The sequence below is a fragment of the Thalassotalea eurytherma genome, from assembly GCF_030161415.1.
GTDB lineage: Bacteria > Pseudomonadota > Gammaproteobacteria > Enterobacterales > Alteromonadaceae > Thalassotalea_G > Thalassotalea_G eurytherma.
Genome location: NZ_BSSU01000006.1, coordinates 220,550 through 238,364 on the forward strand (window position 1 = coordinate 220,550; position 17,815 = coordinate 238,364).

Here is a 17,815-nt window from a genome sequence, read left to right on the forward strand (position 1 = left end):
ATCCAGAGAAGACTGTGGAATATAAAATAATTAACAGTAATGCCAATAAGAACATTGCGCTTGTTGCTCATGACAACATGAAACCAGATCTAATGGCTTGGTGTAAAAAATACACAAATAAACTAGCCAACCACACGTTATATGCAACAGGTACAACAGGGAAGCTATTGCAAAAAGAAACAGGTCTGCCGATCACTTCCTTGATTAGTGGTCCATTAGGGGGCGACCAACAGATCGGTGCGCTTATTACCGAACAAAAAGTTGATATGATGGTGTTTTTCTGGGATCCGTTAGAAGCACAACCTCATGATCCTGACGTGAAAGCGCTATTGCGTTTGGCCGCTGTATGGAATATTCCGGTAGCCTGTAATCAAGCGTCAGCAGACTTCTTAATTACCTCATCATTGTTTGATGAAAGCTATGAAAAATCGGTGCCTGATTACAATAAATATATTGCACAAAGAACCTGATCAAGCCACTTGATTAGCGAGTGCTTTTGCTACTCGTAAACGTAAAAAACCACCGTAAATGAGGTGGTTTTTTGTTTAGATAATTGAGCGTTATTTAAATACGACGGTTTTGTTGCTTCTCGTATAAGTGCGACTTTGCTCTTTCGTCCATTCACCGTTTTTTAAATAAGATGTAGAGACCATCATTTTATCGCCAAGTAATTTACTGACAGATTTCACCTGAGTGATGCCATTTTCATTACCTGTAACATCTTCATAGGCAGCAAACGTGTTTTCATCAATAATCTCAAGCGTACCTGTTGTGTGGAAGTTTGCAGTCGTAAAGTAGTAAAAGACTAATGCCTGTTTCGTCGTATCATAAAAGATAATTGACTCACCGCCGTATTCACCTTCATTTATCGAATGCAAAGTGCGCAACGCTTTGCCATTAAGCACCCTCTCCCACCTTGATACATCAAATACTGGGGCTTGGCCTTCAGCAACAGCAAAGTTAGACTCCCACGTCCCTAGGTAACCATTAAATATCGCCAGCTCTTTGGCAAAGTCTTTCGCCATAACACCAGTACTCATCAAAAAGATTAATACCAGTAAGGTTATTTTTAACAGCTGTTGTTTTATCATTATTATTTTCCTACGCTTCATTTTTTGTTGCATTATCAACCGTCGATACCGATGTTGATTTACGCTCGTGATCTATTACTACTGTAGCAGATATTTTATCGTGTATTGCCTGACGATTAGCGTCCCAAAACACCTGTAAAAAGCCTAGCATCCCTGTCGCAATACCTGCGCCATAACCACCATAACGGCCGAAACTATCCCACAGCGATAAAGGTGTGCCATCTAATTGAATAACACGAATGCCTAATAGCTTTTTACCTGGCGTTTGACCATGCCATGCTGATGTAAACACGGTAAAATAAAACGCGGCCCAACCAAAGCCTAACCCTAAGTCTTGGATCAAGCCTTCAATATATTTAACGATTGAATACACCGGTTTGCTTTTCTTAGTTTCGCTTGGCTCAACATCAACTACCTGAGGTGCTTGTGCGTTAGCAAGCTCACTATTTTCGTCGATATTAATCTCACTCGTTAACGCTGTATCATTGGTTTCGATAGCTTCTGATTGTTTTTGCACAGCCTCTTGCTCTGTCGTTAAAAGGTGTTGTTGATGATACTCAACTAGAAATGCCGCTAATTGACGTTTATCGTCTTCAGACAAGGTTGTATTGTCGGCAAGTTCCTCATAGAGCTCACTTAACACTTTTTGCTTAAACGGAATACCGTCAAGTAAACTGAGTTGTTTAGGCAACGCTTCTTGCCAACACGTTAACGTTTCACAAGGGTTATCGTGCATGGTTTTAATAATTACGCCTGTTGTCGCAGTTAACGCAATGGCCTGCTCAACAGAAAGCTCTTCGTCGTTTTGTAAAACCGGCTCAGTATTGCTTGTTTCGACAACTTGCTCAGATTGATTTATCGGGTCAATTAGCGCAGGTAAAATATTAATTAACGCAATAAACAAGAAAAAGGCTGATAACCAACGGGCGAATTTTTTGCGTTTACGGCCTTTTACCGCTCGACCGTCAGCTTGCGCGTGCAGACTATTATCAAATTTAACTTTAGAGACTCGATAGAATGTAATCGCCAAAAAGATGGCCAGCAACTCACCGGGCGCATCACTTAACAACGCCACTAAAAATAAATCGATACACAGTGCAATCAAACGTCTTGACGGGGTCGCTAAAGATAAGCCAAAAAGCGATTGATCAACCTTAAACGCAAAAGGCGTTAATACCTTCATGGTGTCGTTTTTAGACAATATCGCTTCGTTAGCTTGTTGTTCGTCTTTTAGCGGATGTTCTGTCTTATTATTATTTTCGCTCATAGCAATCCTTTAAGAGAAGATTAAAGCAATTTTTTAATACCTTGCGTCAACCCTGAGACGGTTAAACCAAACATTCGTTGTTCAAATATCTCATTGATAATGCCAATCGAATGATAATAACGCCACGCTTCTTCAGGTTGAGGGTTTAACCATATCGCCTTATCAAAATGTTCCAGCATTCTGCCTAGCCAAACCGAGCCAGGCTCTTGATTCCAGTGTTCAACACTGCCACCTGGGTAGGTTATTTCATAAGGTCCCATCGTGGCATCACCAACAAAAATCACTTTATAATCACTCGAGTATTTGTGTAAAACATCATATAGGTCAATTGTTTCACTGTGGCGCCTGTGATTATTTTTCCATACTTTTTCATAGACACAGTTATGAAAATAGAAAAACTCCAAATGTTTGAATTCAGTATGAACAGCACTAAAGAGTTGCTCGCACTCTTTAATATAGTCATCCATCGAACCACCGATATCAAAAAACATCAAGAGTTTTACCGCATTATGGCGTTCGGGCTTCATTTTTAAATCTAAGTAGCCCGCATTTTTCGCAGTCGCCGAAATAGTATCATCCATATCAAGCTCTTCGCTTGCGCCCGTACGAGCAAACTGTCTGAGTTTTCTCAGCGCGACTTTGATATTTCGTGTACCAATTTCAACTTCGTGGTCTAGGTTCTTAAACGCTCGTTTATCCCAAACTTTTGCAGCACGACGGTGGCGTGATTCTTTTTGTCCTATTCTGACACCTTCAGGATTATAACCATAAGCACCAAAAGGCGAAGTACCTCCTGTACCTATCCATTTATTACCACCTTGGTGACGTTTCTCTTGCTCTTTTAGGCGTTCAGCTAGGGTTTCCATCAGCTTATCAAAACCGCCTAACGCTTCTATCTGTTTTTTCTCTTCGTCGGTTAGCAACTTTTCCATTTGCTTTTCTAGCCACGACTGAGGAATTTCAGACAGATCAAGCTCTAACGATTCAACACCTTCAAAATAGTCGGCAAATGCGCGGTCAAAACGATCATAAAAGCGCTCATCTTTAACCATAATGGTTCGGCTCAATGAATAAAACGCATTCATATCAGCAAACACTAAGTGTTGCTCTAAAGCACGCAGTAAATCGAGCAATTCACGCAAGGTACACGGAACTTTATATTCTCTAAGTTTAAAAAAGAAACTTATTAGCATCTTGTTTAGCGACCTGCACGTTGCATGAAAGCAAGTTTTTCAAAAAGGTGAACGTCTTGTTCATTTTTCAACAAAGCACCGTGTAGCGGTGGAATGACCTTATTCTGACGTTTTTCTTTGATAAGCTCAGGATCTACATCTTCTGCCAATAACAGCTTCAACCAATCAATTAACTCAGATGTTGATGGCTTTTTCTTTAAACCCGGAATTTCACGCAAATCAAAGAACATGGCAAGCGCTTCATCTAGCAAGTCTTTTTTAATGGTTGGAAAATGTACGTCAACAATTGCCTGCATTTCTTGTGCTTCAGGGAATTTAATATAATGGAAAAAACAACGACGTAAGAATGCGTCAGGTAATTCTTTTTCATTGTTTGACGTAATAATCACGATTGGGCGCTGCGCCGCGACAACTTTTTCTTGCGTCTCGTAAACAAAAAATTCCATACGATCAAGCTCTTGAAGTAAATCATTAGGGAACTCAATGTCGGCTTTATCAATCTCATCAATCAGCAATACTGGACGATAATCTTTAGTAAATGCATGCCACAATTTACCTTTAACAATGTAGTTAGCAATATCATGTACTTTGTCGTCACCAAGCTGACTATCACGTAATCGTGATACCGCATCATATTCATAAAGGCCTTGTTGTGCTTTGGTTGTAGACTTTATATGCCACGAAATAAGTTCCGTACCTAAACTTGCTGCAAGCTCTTCAGCCAGCAGCGTTTTACCAGTACCTGGCTCGCCTTTGATTAATAATGGGCGCTCTAAATGAATTGCCGCGTTTACCGCTAATTGAAGATCGTCTGAAGCGATGTAATTACTCGTGCCCTTAAATGCCGTCATAAACTATTTAACCTTTTTGAATATAATTTGTGATGCTTAGCTATTTCTTTATAACTTTTTTGCATATATGTTATAACTAAAAATCACTTCTTTTTATTGAGATAAAGGCTAATCTTAACGAGTTAAGAAAAATATTCCATAGGATTTGAAATGGCTAGCATATACCAAGACAATTCAACTGCTATTGGCAAAACGCCTTTAGTGAAGTTAAATCGCGTAACTGGCGGTAATGTTTACGCAAAAATTGAAGCACGCAACCCAAGCTTTTCAGTGAAGTGTCGTATCGGCGCAAATATGATTTGGGACGCTGAGAAGCGTGGTGTTTTAACCCAAGGTAAAGAAATTATTGAGCCTACCAGTGGTAACACAGGTATTGCATTAGCGTTTGTAGCTGCAGCACGTGGTTACGCTATTACGTTAACTATGCCAAACACAATGAGTTTAGAGCGTCGTAAGTTACTTGCTGCACTCGGCGCTAAGTTAGAACTAACTGAAGGTGCTAAAGGCATGAAAGGCGCTATTGAAAAGGCAAAAGAAATTGCTGATTCAGATGCTGAGAAATACGTATTATTAGGTCAATTTGACAACCCAGCTAACCCAGAAATTCATGAGCAAACTACAGGCCCTGAAATTTGGGAAGATACTGACGGTAACATTGATATCTTTGTTGCAGGTGTTGGTACGGGTGGCACCATCACGGGTGTTAGTCGTTATATCAAGAATACACAAGGCAAAGCTATTAAATCAATCGCTGTTGAACCAACTGACTCTCCAGTGATCAGCCAAACGCTTGCTGGTGAAGAAGTTAAGCCTGGCCCTCATAAGATCCAAGGTATTGGTGCTGGCTTTATTCCAGGCAACCTAGACCTAGATGTGATTGACGGTGTTGAGCAAGTTTCTAACGACGAAGCAATGGAAATGGCACATTTATTAATGCGTCAAGAAGGTATTCTTGCAGGTATCTCTTCTGGTGCAGCGGTTGTTGCAGCTAAACGTTTAGCGCAGCAACCAGAGAACGAAGGTAAAAACATTGTTGTTATCTTACCTAGCTCTGCTGAGCGTTACTTATCAAGCCCACTATTTACTGATTCATTTTCAGACAAAGAGCTTGTTCAGTAATAAGTACATTGCAAAAAACGTATAAAAAAGCACCACATGGTGCTTTTTTTTGTTTTTAAACCACGTACAACACTGTTCATTTATCAAAAATTAGTTATGATGAAATTAAATGGATGTAACTAATTACGAATAATACAGATGAATACCTTAGCAAAAATATCAGTTTTATTGTTTTCTTTCATACTATTAGGTTGTTCAGAAGAAGAGGACATTACTGAAATAGCAAACCCTGAAATCGTTGCCGTAGAGTTTTTTAACGCGCTATACAATGAGAAAAACGTAAAAAAAGCAGCAAGTGTATGTAGTCCTAAACTTGCTCGTATTGTTTTGCATTATCACGCTCCAGAAGCCGTAGCCCGTCATTTATTTAACATGCGCTACGATGAAGTAAAAGTCACGCCAGACGATAGCGGTGTAAAAGTACGTGAGCAATTTAAAGACAGTGCTAACGTTACTTTGTACTTTGATGGTACTTACTTGGGTGAAAAACATCGAGACGTGAAGCGTATTGCGTTAAAGCAAGTTGATGGCAAATGGATTATTGATAAAATTTTAAAAGATCCATTCTAAATGTATTGATAAAAAAACGGGCAGCGTAATCTGATTACACTGCCCTTTTATTTTATCCGTAATTTAGTAAACAAAAAGCCTTTTACTTGGCAAACACTTTTCCTTCTCGGCGCGGATCAGCACCACCAACAAGCTGCTTATCTTTATTGACGGCAATGGCTTGAATACCTGAATTTAAGCTTCTGACAGACACCTTATGTCCCATTGCTTCAAGCATTGGCTTTAATGTCACTAATTCGGATGCTTGCTCTAATGTCGTCACCTTATTTCGGTTAGTAACACGTGGCAAATTAATCGCTTCTTGCGGGGTTAATTGCCAATCTAAAATACCAATCATGGTATGCGCAACGTAGTTAATAATTCGACTACCGCCAGGAGAGCCAATCGCCAGCTTTAAACTACCGTCAGGATTAAATACCATCATAGGTGCCATTGAACTTCTCGGACGTTTGTTGCCTTCAACGCGGTTTGCTACCCACTTACCATCGCGCATTGGCGACAGTGCAAAATCTGTTAATTGGTTGTTTAAGATAAAACCGTTCACCATTAACGCTGAGCCAAAAGCCATTTCAATTGAACTTGTCATAGAAATGGCATTGCCGTTAGCATCTACCACGACAATATGACTGGTTGATGGCAATTCAAAGCTATCATTATCAGCAAATGCAAAGGCGCCTTCTGGTTCGCCAGCAAAGGCCTTGCCCATATCTTTTTTAGGGTTGATTAACTCAGAGCGTGCTGCGATATACTTTGGTGCAAGCAAACCATCAATCGGCATTTCAACAAATGCAGGATCAGCCACGTATTTATCACGATCTGCAAAAGCTAAACGCGAGCTTTGTGTAAATAAATGCACGGCATCTAATGAGTTTGCCGCGATCGATGGCATATCAAAACGCTCTAACAAGGCAAGCATTTGCACAACCGCTATACCACCTGAACTTGGCGGCGCCATACCACACACTTTGTATTGGCGATAAGGGCCACAGACGGCTTTTTGTTCGTTCGCTTGATAACCTTTCATATCTGCTAACGTTAAGCGGCCTGGCTCAATTTGCGCGTGACGCACTTTCTTAACGATATCTTTAGCAATCCAACCTGAGTAAAACGGTGCTACCCCATCTTTAGCTAGTGATCTAAACACTTTCGCTAAAGGCTTATTCACCAACACATCGCCAGCTTGAATAACCTCTCCTTCAGGGAAAAAGTAATTTGAAATCTCAGGGAGTTGAGTAATACCCGGGTTAAACTTCATCGCCACTAATTTTGCTAAACGAGGCGAGACAATAAAGCCATTGTCTGCCAGTGTGATTGCATCATCAAATAACTCGCCCCACGGCAACGTGCCGTATTGTTCATGGGCTTTTTTTAACGCAGCCAGTACACCGGGCACCCCAACCGAACGTCCACCAACAACAGCTTCAATCCAACGAGCAGGCTTACCATCTTTACCAAGAAATAAATCAGGTGTAGCTGACTTTGGTGCTGTTTCTCTGCCATCAAATGTTGTCAGTCGATTAGCCTCATTATCAAAATGCAGAATGAATGCGCCACCACCAATACCTGACGATTGCGGCTCTACCAGCGTTAACACCATTTGAATTGCAATCGCAGCGTCAATCGCACTGCCACCTTTAGCTAGCACATTACGGCCAGCTTCACTTGCATAAGGGTTTGCGGCAGCTGCCATATAGGTGCTGCCGATAACACCTTGTTTTTGTTCATACCCGGTAGCCGCTTCAGGCTCTCTAACCTCTCTTGGTAAATTATCTTTAGCTATAACATTGTTGGAAAAGAGCGCTAACGCTATGACAGACGATTTAAATAAGGTACAAACCGCTTGATTAATTTTCATAAAAACTTATTCACCTTTGGTCGATGAGTGATGATGACTTGGTGTAAATGACAACTGAAATTCATTGAATTTAATAAAGTTATCTAACATATTTTGGTACTTTGCCTGATCTTGCTCTAGTAATGCAAGTGCATTTACGCAGGCCTCATAACTTGACAGTGCCTGTTTCTTACTTGTCTTACGTATTTGGTATAAACATTCAATTCCTTCAGGCAACACCACACTTGGTAATTGATGCAAGTTTTTCGACAACTGAAACATGCGATAGGCTTTTTTCCATGTGCCATCTAACAAGATGAGACTTTTGGGTGTCTGTTTATCGCCGTCAGTAAACTGGCCAAGCACTTGTGCGTTTTCATTTGGGTAAAGTAAATAACAAGGCTGATTAGCTTCAATAAATTGGTTTACCTGCTCATTGTCACTAAAGTCTTCTCCGACAATCACTTCAATGTTGGATAATGATTGCGCCAATAGCCCAACAGTGCCTTTGGTTTGTTTGACTTCAGTTGGGTGTTGCAACACCAGTACTCGCACCTGATTGTCTGTGGCACAGGTAAATTTACAAATACAGGCGCTCATAGGTCGCTGGCAAGTATCGCAATAACGACGTTTTTCCGAATGTTCTGACATAACGTTCTAAGTAAATAATGATGCGGGTATTGTATGTCTGCTAAGTGGCTGTGTTAAGTAAAATTGGCTGCCAATTTATGATGTCGATGATTGTCGCTTTATCTTGCCGTGTAAGCTTGTTAATCTGCTGTACTAATCTTTATCAAATTCATTAGTTATGTCGCTGTTTTCTTCTTTGCCACGCCAACCTCAGCAATGGTTGCTTGTTGTTATCATCACTTTTATTAGTATCAGTTGTTTTTTCTTCGAGTCTTCGTTGTTTAACCTGTTTGGTTACTACCACAGTAAAATTGCTAACGGTGAATATTGGCGACTGTTCACCGGACAGTTTTTCCATGCTAACGACAATCATCTAATCATGAACCTACTTGGCTTATGGTGTTTATGGTTATTGCATGGCGATTACTATCGTTATCAACATTACGCGCAGTTATTTGTTATTGGTAGCTTAACCACCGCGTTAGGAATGTTTTTTGTCAGTCCACAGATTGAGATTTACGTAGGATTGTCAGGCATTTTACACGGCATTATTGTTTGGGGCGCGCTACAAGACATCAAACAGAAACACACCATGGGCTATTTTTTGCTGTTAGCAACTATAGGTAAAGTTGGTTACGAGCAAACCTTTGGCGCGAGTGAGGATGTTGTAAAGCTGATAGAAATGAATGTGGCAGTGAACGCGCATTTATTTGGCGCAATTGGCGGTGGTATTAGCTTTTTCCTAGAAAGAATCTGGTCAAAAAAATAGGAGCAAGGTAGTGCTACCCTGCTCCTATTACTCATTAAAACGCTGCGTTAATTATAGCGTTTGTTCAAACAACTTATAAATTCTGCGGTATTCATCTAACCATGAGCTTGGTTGAACAAAACCGTGTGGCTCTACTGGGTAAATGGCTGTTTCAAAGTCTTCTTTTTCTAATTCAATTAAACGTTGTACTAAACGCACACTGTCTTGGAAAAATACATTGTCATCTACCATGGGTGCATTGATCAATAATGGCTTAGTTAACCCTTCAGCAAAGTAAATTGGTGAACTACGCTCGTAAGCAATTTTGTCATCTTCTGGCGTGTTTAGAATGTTCGAGGTATAACCATGGTTATAGTATGCCCAATCTGATACTAAACGTAGCGCCGAGCCTGATTGGAATGTATCTGGTTCATTAAACAGCGCCATCAAGGTTAAGAAACCACCGTAAGAGCCACCATAGGTACCGACACGTTCGCGGTCAACATTGGCATTTTCTACTAACCACTCTACACCGTCTAACATGTCTTGCACTTCAGGCTTACCCATGTGGCGGTAAATTGCCGTACGCCAATCTCGGCCGTAGCCTTTCGATGCACGGAAATCCATATCAATAACAACATAGCCTTGCTGAGCAAGCATTGAATGGAACATGTACTCTCTAAAGTAACCAGACCAACCTAAGTGAGAATTTTGCAAGTAACCCGCGCCATGGTTAAACATGACTGCACGGTGCTTTTCAGCTGATTCATTAAACCCTTTCGGCAGATATACGCGTGAATATACTGGCTCATCTTGGTGTGAAGACGGAACAGCGACAATCGACGGCGCAACAAATGGCATCGACTTAAATTCATCAGAAACAGTATAAGTTACTTGCTGTACTTGAGCATTGCTGCCCATATCGACAACAAATAACTCTGGCGGCATTGTTACACTTGAGTGTTCAATGAGTAACTTTGACTCATCAGGGCTTAGGGCATAGTCGTTCATGCCACCTAGGTCGGTTAAGGCAACAATATCACCACCCTTAGTTGGTACTTTATAGATTTCATAAATACCTGGGTGTTTCACATTTGCTTTAAAGTAAATTGCGCTTTCATCTTTGTTCAGCGTTAAATCGCTTACTTCAAATTGTCCTGATGTTAACGCCTTAACGTTACCTTTTAGCGACTTCGTATAAAGGTGCGAATATCCTGAATGTTCTGACAAGAAATACAATGTATTTGAATCATCTAACCAGCCAAACTCGTTGAAGCTATAGTTTACCCAAGCATCATCATGTAATCGGTGTTGATTGGTTAATTTGTTTTGTAGTAAATCAACCGTTGCCAACCAACGATCTTTGTTGTCCCATGCTTCTAGCATCACACCAACTTGCTGACCATCTTCTTGCCATTTGATCGGGTTCCACATGCGCATAACATGAATGTTTCGAGGAGACTTTTTCGACTCGTAAGTTTTCCCTTCACGTTTGTAGTTTTCTTCTCGTACACTTGCTAAAACATCTTCGTCGTAACCAGGTAATTGATCAAAGCTTAGTGGAAACTTTTGGCCTGATTTAAGATCAAGTAAGAATAACGCTTCTTTGTATTTGCGGTTATCTGCAACGCGGTGGCGAACACGCTCTGGCTCAATGTTGCCGTCACTTGTTACGTAGTTTGGCATGATGTCAGACTTAGCACGTGTTGGCCCTGCCTTAGTAATACTTACCACCATTTTGTCACCTTTTGGCGACAAGCTAGCGTATGCAACACGATTACCTTTGCCAAAATAGAACTCAGTTGTTGTTACTGAGCTATTTTGCGCTTTCAATTGGTCTGCTTGCTCAGCACGCAATTCACTATTACGTTTTTGTAATGCTACATAATCAATTAATTCATGTTGCTCTTTGGCGATATATGTCGTTGGCTCGCTCATGCTAGGTGCTTCACGCGTTAATAAACTCGCCAGCTCAACAATTCTATTTTTCGCGATATTATGCTTAAAGAACTTATCGCCAACACGGTAAGCAACCTCACCAGTAGTAAGGAACATCGCATCACGCTCAGTCGCTGAGGTATACGTTAACTGCTGTACTTTTTGGCTCGCTATTTCTTTAACAAAAACATTACCGCTAAACGTGTAAACTTCATGAGTGCCCGCTTTGTTCGTGCGCGCAAATCGATCTGAAGCGACATGCAATTGTGCTAACTTAACTGTTTCTGCGCCAGCTTGATTGTTCAAAGATTGCTGATATAAGTCGCGCAATGGATTGCCTTCACGCTTTTGCTTATACAAAATCGTACTAGAGTCATCACCCCAATACCATGATTCAGGCTGACGTCCCATCCAATCTGGGTCTGACATGATTTTTTCAAGGGTAATAACTTGCTCACCATTTGCTAACACAGCTTGGGCTTTCGTTGGTAACACCATTTGTTGCGGGCTAGATTGCTGAGTTTGCGGTGCTGAGGTTTGCGCTGTTGTATCAGGTGTTGAAAGATTAGGCGAAGAAGTTGAGCCACAAGCAGATAGAGACACTGCAATGGCAAGAGATAATAATTGTCGCTTCATTGTTCGTTTCTTTTTGTTAAATAGCAATTTGGCATTGCTTGATAAATATTGCATTCATCTTATGTTCTATCGGCAATAGTGCAAGCGCTTAGAACAAGTTTTTCGACCAAAGGCTAACAATTTACGTTTAAATTGTATCTGCGCCTAGCAAGTTTGCTTTACTTACAATCCAATCCGCAAAAATCATACGTAGTTTGATTAAATTTGCTATAATTTGCCCCCTTGTAATTTGGCTAACACCCGTTAGCTTATTTTTTATCACGGCGATGAAGGCAACTTAATGATCCCATTACCTAAAACCACTTTGTTTGACTATCCCAAGTACTGGGCAGAATGTTATGGCACTGCGCCATTTTTGCCGACGTCTCGCAAAGAGATGGACGAATTAGGTTGGGACAGTTGCGATATTGTTTTAGTAACGGGTGATGCCTATGTAGATCACCCAAGTTTTGGTATGGCTGTTATTGGTCGTATGCTTGAATCGCAAGGCTTTCGTGTTGGTATTATTGCGCAACCACAATGGCACTCAAAAGACGCCTTCATGGCGTTGGGTAAGCCTAATCTATATTTTGGTGTTACCGCCGGCAATATGGATTCAATGATCAACCGATATACCGCAGAACGACGTATACGCCACGATGATGCCTACACGCCAAACAACGAAGGCGGCAAACGCCCTGATCGCGCGGTGTTAGTTTATTCTCAACGTTGTAAAGAAGCATTTAAAGATGTGCCCGTTGTGATTGGTGGCATAGAAGCAAGTTTGCGACGTATTGCTCATTTTGATTACTGGTCAGAAAAAGTTCGTCGTTCTATTTTATTTGACGCAAAAGCCGATATTTTAATTTACGGTAACGCTGAGCGCCCACTGGTTGAAGTAAGTCATCGTATTGCCCGTGGTGAAGAGATAAAAGACATTACTGATATTCGCGGTACGGCATTTTTAGCCAAGCAAGCATTACCAGGCTGGCACGGCATTGACTCTCGTTCAATTGATAAGCCAGGCAAAATAGACCCTATCGTTAGCCCCTATCAAGAAATTACACCAACAAGTTGTGACGAGAACAAAGCAGAAAGCGACGACGCAACAGACGTGACAAAAGCAGCACAGCCGGTACAAATTGCAGATTATCGAAATAAATCTTGGGCAGATAAGAAAAAGCCATGGTTAACAACCTATATTAACTTACCTACCTTTGAACAAGTTAAAGACAACAAAGTGTTATATGCTCACGCTTCTCGTATTTTCCACCAAGAAGTTAACCCAGGCTCAGCCAAGCCATTAGTGCAAAAACACGGCGACAGAATAATTTGGTTAAACCCACCAGCCTACCCGCTTAGCGAAGAAGAAATGGACGGTGTATTTGGCTTACCGTATCAACGAGTACCACACCCTTCATATGGTGATGCGAAAATTCCTGCTTATGACATGATCAAAACCTCGATCAATATCATGCGTGGTTGCTTTGGCGGTTGTACATTCTGCTCGATTACCGAGCACGAAGGTCGAATTATTCAAAGCCGATCTGAAGAAAGTATCTTGCAAGAAATTGAAGATATCAAAGAAAAAGTACCTGGTTTTACGGGTGTTATTAGTGATTTAGGTGGCCCTACAGCCAACATGTACCAGTTGAACTGTAAAAGCCCTAAAGCACAAGCTACCTGCAGAAAGCCATCGTGTGTTTGGCCTACTATTTGTGGTCATTTAGATACGGATCACACACCAACGATCAACCTTTATCGTAAAGCGCGAAAAGTAAAAGGCGTTAAAAAAGTACTGATAGCTTCAGGTGTACGTTACGACTTAGCCGTTGAAGATCCTGAGTACGTAAAAGAGTTGGCAACGCACCATGTTGGTGGATATTTAAAAATTGCACCAGAGCACACCGAAGATGGCCCATTAAATAAAATGATGAAGCCTGGTATGGGCAGCTACTACCAATTCAAGAAAATGTTTGACGAATATTCGCGTCAGGCTGGTAAAAAGCAATACTTAATACCTTATTTTATCTCGGCTCACCCCGGCACCACTGATATGGATATGGTGAACTTAGCGCTATGGCTAAAAGAAAATGACTTTAAGTTAGACCAAGTACAAAACTTTTATCCGTCGCCGTTAGCTAATGCAACAACGTTGTACCATACGGAAATAAACTCACTGAGAAACGTAAACAAAAACAGTGACTCGGTGCCAGTGCCCAAAGGTGGTAGACAGCGCAGATTACACAAAGCAATTTTGCGTTACCACGATCCAGCTAACTGGCCAATTATTCGTGAAGCACTAACTAAAATGGGCTTAGCTAGAAAACTTATTGGCTCAAAACCAGGCTGTTTAGTGCCGGCTGAAAGTAGAAATGAATCAAATCACCAGCACTATAAAAAAGGTGGTAAAGGAAAAAATAATTCACAAGGTTATAAGAAAGGTGAAGGTGTTAAACGCAGCAGTAATAACAGAGGCAAGCAAGGACTAACACGCTTTACTGAAAACCAATTTAATGATAGAAAATCGCCAAAAATAAAACGTAAGAAATAATTAATTTAACGTGTGGTTAGCAACAAAAGCTGTTTTTTTCTGCACGTTAAAATTGACGATTTTAGAGGCAACAATAGCGCCTTGCTTGTTCACAAGGTGAAGCTGATGATGATTCTTACCAATTGTTGTACTTCTTGTTTGTAAGGCTAAACGTTGATCTGATAACAGCGTTTCAAACTGCTGTTGTGATATTTGATGCATAGCTACCTTCCTGTCACTGAATTTTGTTCAATGATGAATTTGCCATTACAGAGCACAAAACCACATCATCATTTGCCTGTATAAATACTAAGCAAAAGTGATGTTTCATTCTGTTAACAGGTGGTACTGGTTTGTTAAGCAGCTTCTTCATTTCATTAATTTAAAGTAACTGCCCTTCCCTAGCCCCTTATAACGGGCGCACCTACCCCATAAACGAAAACAATGTTTGATCATTATTGGTAGCTTAATTGTTTCTAGGAAATGACGAGATGTTTGATGTGTTCACTCATTAGAGGTGAGTAGTAATACGCATGTTTATTATTTTCTAAACAAATAACTGCTACAAACTTGCTATATCAGCCAAAAAATGAGTTAAAACAAATAGACGATGGCACTGCGCTAAGCGATTATTGAGCGGATTAAATTTAGCGCAGGTAAACAGGCTTTGTTAAAGGCACAAAAAAGATAAAAAATAGCACAGCAAGTGCAGATTTGTTGAACGTTGTTATGTATAATCGCGCCCAATTTTATTCGGTTATTTGGAACTTTCATGCTTGCTGCAAACAACATTACTCAGCAATTTGGCGCAAAGCCGTTGTTTGAAAATATTTCTCAAAAATTTGGTGGTGGTAATCGCTACGGTTTAATTGGTGCTAACGGTTGTGGTAAATCAACCTTTATGAAAATTTTAGGTAGTGACTTAGAAGCAACTAGCGGTAATGTAAGCCTTGATCCAAATGAACGTATTGGTAAATTACGCCAAGACCAATTTGCTTTTGAAGAATACTCAGTAGTTGATACGGTTATTATGGGTCATACAGAGCTATGGGCTGTAAAAGAAGAACGTGATCGCATTTATGCCCTGCCTGAAATGAGTGAAGAAGAAGGCATGTTAGTTGGTGACCTAGAATCTCAGTACGCAGAGATGGACGGTTACAGCGCTGAAAGCCGAGCTGGCGAACTACTCATGGGTGTTGGTATTACTGTTGAACAGCACTACGGTAAAATGAGTGACGTTGCACCGGGTTGGAAATTACGTGTTTTACTTGCACAAGCCCTATTCTCAAATCCTGATATTTTATTATTAGACGAACCAACGAACAACCTAGATATTCATACTATTCAATGGTTAGAAGACACCTTAAATGAGCGTGACTCAACCATGATTATTATTTCTCATGACCGTCACTTCTTAAATAGTGTATGTACACACATGGCTGATTTAGACTACGGTGAACTTAGAGTGTTCCCTGGTAACTACGACGAATATATGTTGGCAGCCACGCAGGCTCGTGCTCGTTTGTTGGCAGATAATGCTAAAAAGAAAGCACAAATTTCAGAACTACAATCATTCGTTGCTCGCTTTAGTGCAAACGCATCAAAAGCAAAACAAGCAACATCACGCGCAAAACAAATTGATAAAATTCAGTTAGAAGAAGTGAAAGCTTCTAGCCGTGTGAACCCGTTTATTCGCTTTGAACAAGAAAAGAAACTATTCAGAAACGTTTTAGAAATTGAGAACCTAAACCAATCTTATGAAGCTGATGTGCCTGTTCTTAAAAACATAAACCTAATGGCTGAAGTTGGTGAACGTATAGCGATTATTGGTGAAAACGGTATTGGTAAAACGACCTTCTTAAAAGCGTTAATGAACGAAATAAACATTAACAGTGGTGAGATTAAGTGGTCAGAAAATCATAACATTGGTTATTACGCGCAAGATCACGCCCATGAATTTGAACAAGACATGACGTTATTTGACTGGATGAGCCAATGGCGCAAAGAAGGTGACGACGAACAAGTTGTTCGAGGCTTTTTAGGCCGATTACTTTTCTCAGCCGACGATATTAAAAAGTCGGTAAAAGTGCTTTCTGGTGGTGAACAAGGCCGAATGTTATTTGGCAAGCTCATGATGCAAAAACCAAACATTCTCGTTATGGATGAGCCAACAAACCACTTAGATATGGAATCGATCGAATCATTAAACTTAGCATTAGAAAAGTTTGAAGGCTCTTTAGTGTTTGTATCGCATGATCGAGAGTTTGTATCAAGTATTGCAACGCGAATTATCGAACTAAAACCTGATGGCTATGTAGACTTTGCCGGCACTTACGACGAATACTTAGCGTCTCAAGATTAAGCCTAAATCGTTCAACCATGCATTAAGTACAAACCTTGTACTTAATGCATATTATATCAACTCATCAAGAGGGCTTTTTACCCCACTCGCTCCTCGCTCAATAACATGTGTGTAAATTTGTGTAGTGCGCACATCGCTATGACCTAGTTGTTCTTGCACTGTTCTAATATCAGCGCCACGTTGTAATAAATGGGTGGCAAATGAATGACGTAACGTATGGCAATTAACAGTTTTGTTTATATTCATTTTACGTGTTGTAGCACGAATTGATTTTTGTACGCCTGTTTCACTTACATGATGACGCCTGAGCAAATTAGATTGGGGGTCGATCGACAACCTGTTTGATGGAAATAAATAATGCCAGCCGAACTCCATATCTGCATTAGGGTACTTTCGCTTTAATGCGTCGGGCAAATAAACACCAGCATACGCTTCGTTCATACAATCAATTTTATAAAACTGCTTAGCATGTAATATTTGCTGGTTTAATAAAGGAACCAGCGATACTGGCAAAGTAACCGTTCTATTCTTGCCACCTTTTGCCCGCCATATTCGAATACAGTTATAATCAAAATCAATATCTTGCACACGCAGTCGAACCGCCTCCATAAGACGAAGACCACTGCCGTATAGTAACTTAGCAACAAGGTGATGCTGCTGTGGAATAGCCGCCAGTAATTGGTTAACTTCAACCGTGGTCAGTACAACAGGTAATTTTCTATCTCGCTTAGCTTTTTGAAAATTAAGAGATATTGCCAATGGTGATTTGATAATTTCTCGGTATAGAAAAACTAACGCATTTAACGCCACAGCTTGTGTTTTTGTAGCAACTTGTTGCTGGTTACTCAGGTAGCTTAAAAACTGTGCGACTTCTTTATCACCCATTTGCGCTGGATGCTGCCTATTGTTGAAGCGAATAAAATACTTAATCCAATAGATATATGTTTCTATTGTTCTTTTCGCATAACGCAACGTATACATTTGCTCAACGATACTTAATAAAAATGGCGATTTACAATCCATGTAATGTCCTCACATTCAAAAATAATTAACTGTATATTCAT

At 40.4% G+C, this 17,815-nt stretch carries 15 protein-coding genes; 6 read left to right on the forward strand and 9 right to left on the reverse strand.

Features of this window, described 5'->3' with window-relative positions:
* The first annotated feature begins 14 nt into the window (after positions 1-14).
* A complete protein-coding gene (locus tag QQK02_RS07385) occupies positions 15-470 on the forward strand; it encodes a methylglyoxal synthase (RefSeq protein ID WP_284207335.1) in 456 nt (151 codons plus the stop codon).
* A 90-nt stretch (positions 471-560) separates the two neighbouring features.
* Here QQK02_RS07385 and QQK02_RS07390 read toward each other — a convergent pair whose 3' ends face one another.
* From QQK02_RS07390 to QQK02_RS07405, 4 genes are all read right to left on the reverse strand, one after another.
* Complete coding sequence (locus QQK02_RS07390) at positions 561-1,040, reverse strand: hypothetical protein (RefSeq protein WP_284207354.1); 480 nt, start codon at positions 1,038-1,040, stop codon at positions 561-563.
* 61 nt (positions 1,041-1,101) lie between these two features.
* On the reverse strand, positions 1,102-2,358 hold the full coding sequence (locus QQK02_RS07395) for an RDD family protein (RefSeq protein WP_284207336.1): 1,257 nt from the start codon (positions 2,356-2,358) through the stop codon (positions 1,102-1,104).
* Positions 2,359-2,378: 20 nt separating this feature from the next.
* Positions 2,379-3,551, reverse strand: coding sequence for a vWA domain-containing protein (locus QQK02_RS07400; protein ID WP_284207337.1), 1,173 nt, complete (start codon positions 3,549-3,551; stop codon positions 2,379-2,381).
* Positions 3,552-3,556: 5 nt separating this feature from the next.
* Positions 3,557-4,402, reverse strand: a complete 846-nt coding sequence (locus tag QQK02_RS07405; protein ID WP_284207338.1) for an AAA family ATPase — start codon at positions 4,400-4,402, stop codon at positions 3,557-3,559.
* 150 nt (positions 4,403-4,552) lie between these two features.
* Here QQK02_RS07405 and cysK point away from each other — a divergent pair, with 150 nt between their 5' ends.
* A complete protein-coding gene (gene cysK / locus QQK02_RS07410; RefSeq protein WP_284207339.1) occupies positions 4,553-5,521 on the forward strand; it encodes a cysteine synthase A in 969 nt (322 codons plus the stop codon).
* Positions 5,522-5,659: 138 nt separating this feature from the next.
* Complete coding sequence (locus QQK02_RS07415; protein WP_284207340.1) at positions 5,660-6,091, forward strand: hypothetical protein; 432 nt, start codon at positions 5,660-5,662, stop codon at positions 6,089-6,091.
* An 82-nt stretch (positions 6,092-6,173) separates the two neighbouring features.
* On the opposite strand, the gene ggt is transcribed toward QQK02_RS07415, so the two are convergent.
* Entirely contained in the window at positions 6,174-7,946 is a 1,773-nt protein-coding gene (ggt, locus tag QQK02_RS07420) for a gamma-glutamyltransferase (protein WP_284207341.1), read from the reverse strand.
* A gap of 6 nt (positions 7,947-7,952) precedes the next feature.
* A complete protein-coding gene (locus QQK02_RS07425; RefSeq protein ID WP_284207342.1) occupies positions 7,953-8,576 on the reverse strand; it encodes a tRNA-uridine aminocarboxypropyltransferase in 624 nt (207 codons plus the stop codon).
* A gap of 157 nt (positions 8,577-8,733) precedes the next feature.
* Between QQK02_RS07425 and rrtA the strand changes: the two genes are divergently transcribed.
* Positions 8,734-9,324: a rhombosortase gene (rrtA, locus tag QQK02_RS07430; protein WP_284207343.1), complete on the forward strand. Its 591-nt coding sequence runs from the start codon at positions 8,734-8,736 to the stop codon at positions 9,322-9,324.
* 51 nt (positions 9,325-9,375) lie between these two features.
* On the opposite strand, the gene QQK02_RS07435 is transcribed toward rrtA, so the two are convergent.
* Positions 9,376-11,877, reverse strand: coding sequence for a S9 family peptidase (locus QQK02_RS07435; RefSeq protein WP_284207344.1), 2,502 nt, complete (start codon positions 11,875-11,877; stop codon positions 9,376-9,378).
* Between the two features lie 280 nt (positions 11,878-12,157).
* Here QQK02_RS07435 and QQK02_RS07440 point away from each other — a divergent pair, with 280 nt between their 5' ends.
* Positions 12,158-14,410: a YgiQ family radical SAM protein gene (locus tag QQK02_RS07440; protein ID WP_284207345.1), complete on the forward strand. Its 2,253-nt coding sequence runs from the start codon at positions 12,158-12,160 to the stop codon at positions 14,408-14,410.
* Here the strand turns inward: QQK02_RS07440 and QQK02_RS07445 are convergent, their stop codons facing one another.
* Positions 14,411-14,611 (reverse strand): hypothetical protein, encoded by a 201-nt coding sequence (locus QQK02_RS07445; protein ID WP_284207346.1) that lies wholly within the window; start codon positions 14,609-14,611, stop codon positions 14,411-14,413.
* Positions 14,612-15,161: 550 nt separating this feature from the next.
* Here QQK02_RS07445 and QQK02_RS07450 point away from each other — a divergent pair.
* Positions 15,162-16,751 (forward strand): ABC-F family ATPase, encoded by a 1,590-nt coding sequence (locus QQK02_RS07450; RefSeq protein ID WP_284207347.1) that lies wholly within the window; start codon positions 15,162-15,164, stop codon positions 16,749-16,751.
* Between the two features lie 51 nt (positions 16,752-16,802).
* Here QQK02_RS07450 and QQK02_RS07455 read toward each other — a convergent pair whose 3' ends face one another.
* Positions 16,803-17,774 carry an integron integrase gene (locus QQK02_RS07455; protein ID WP_284207348.1) on the reverse strand — a complete coding sequence of 324 codons (972 nt, stop codon included), beginning with the start codon at positions 17,772-17,774 and terminating at the stop codon, positions 16,803-16,805.
* Positions 17,775-17,815 lie beyond the last annotated feature (41 nt).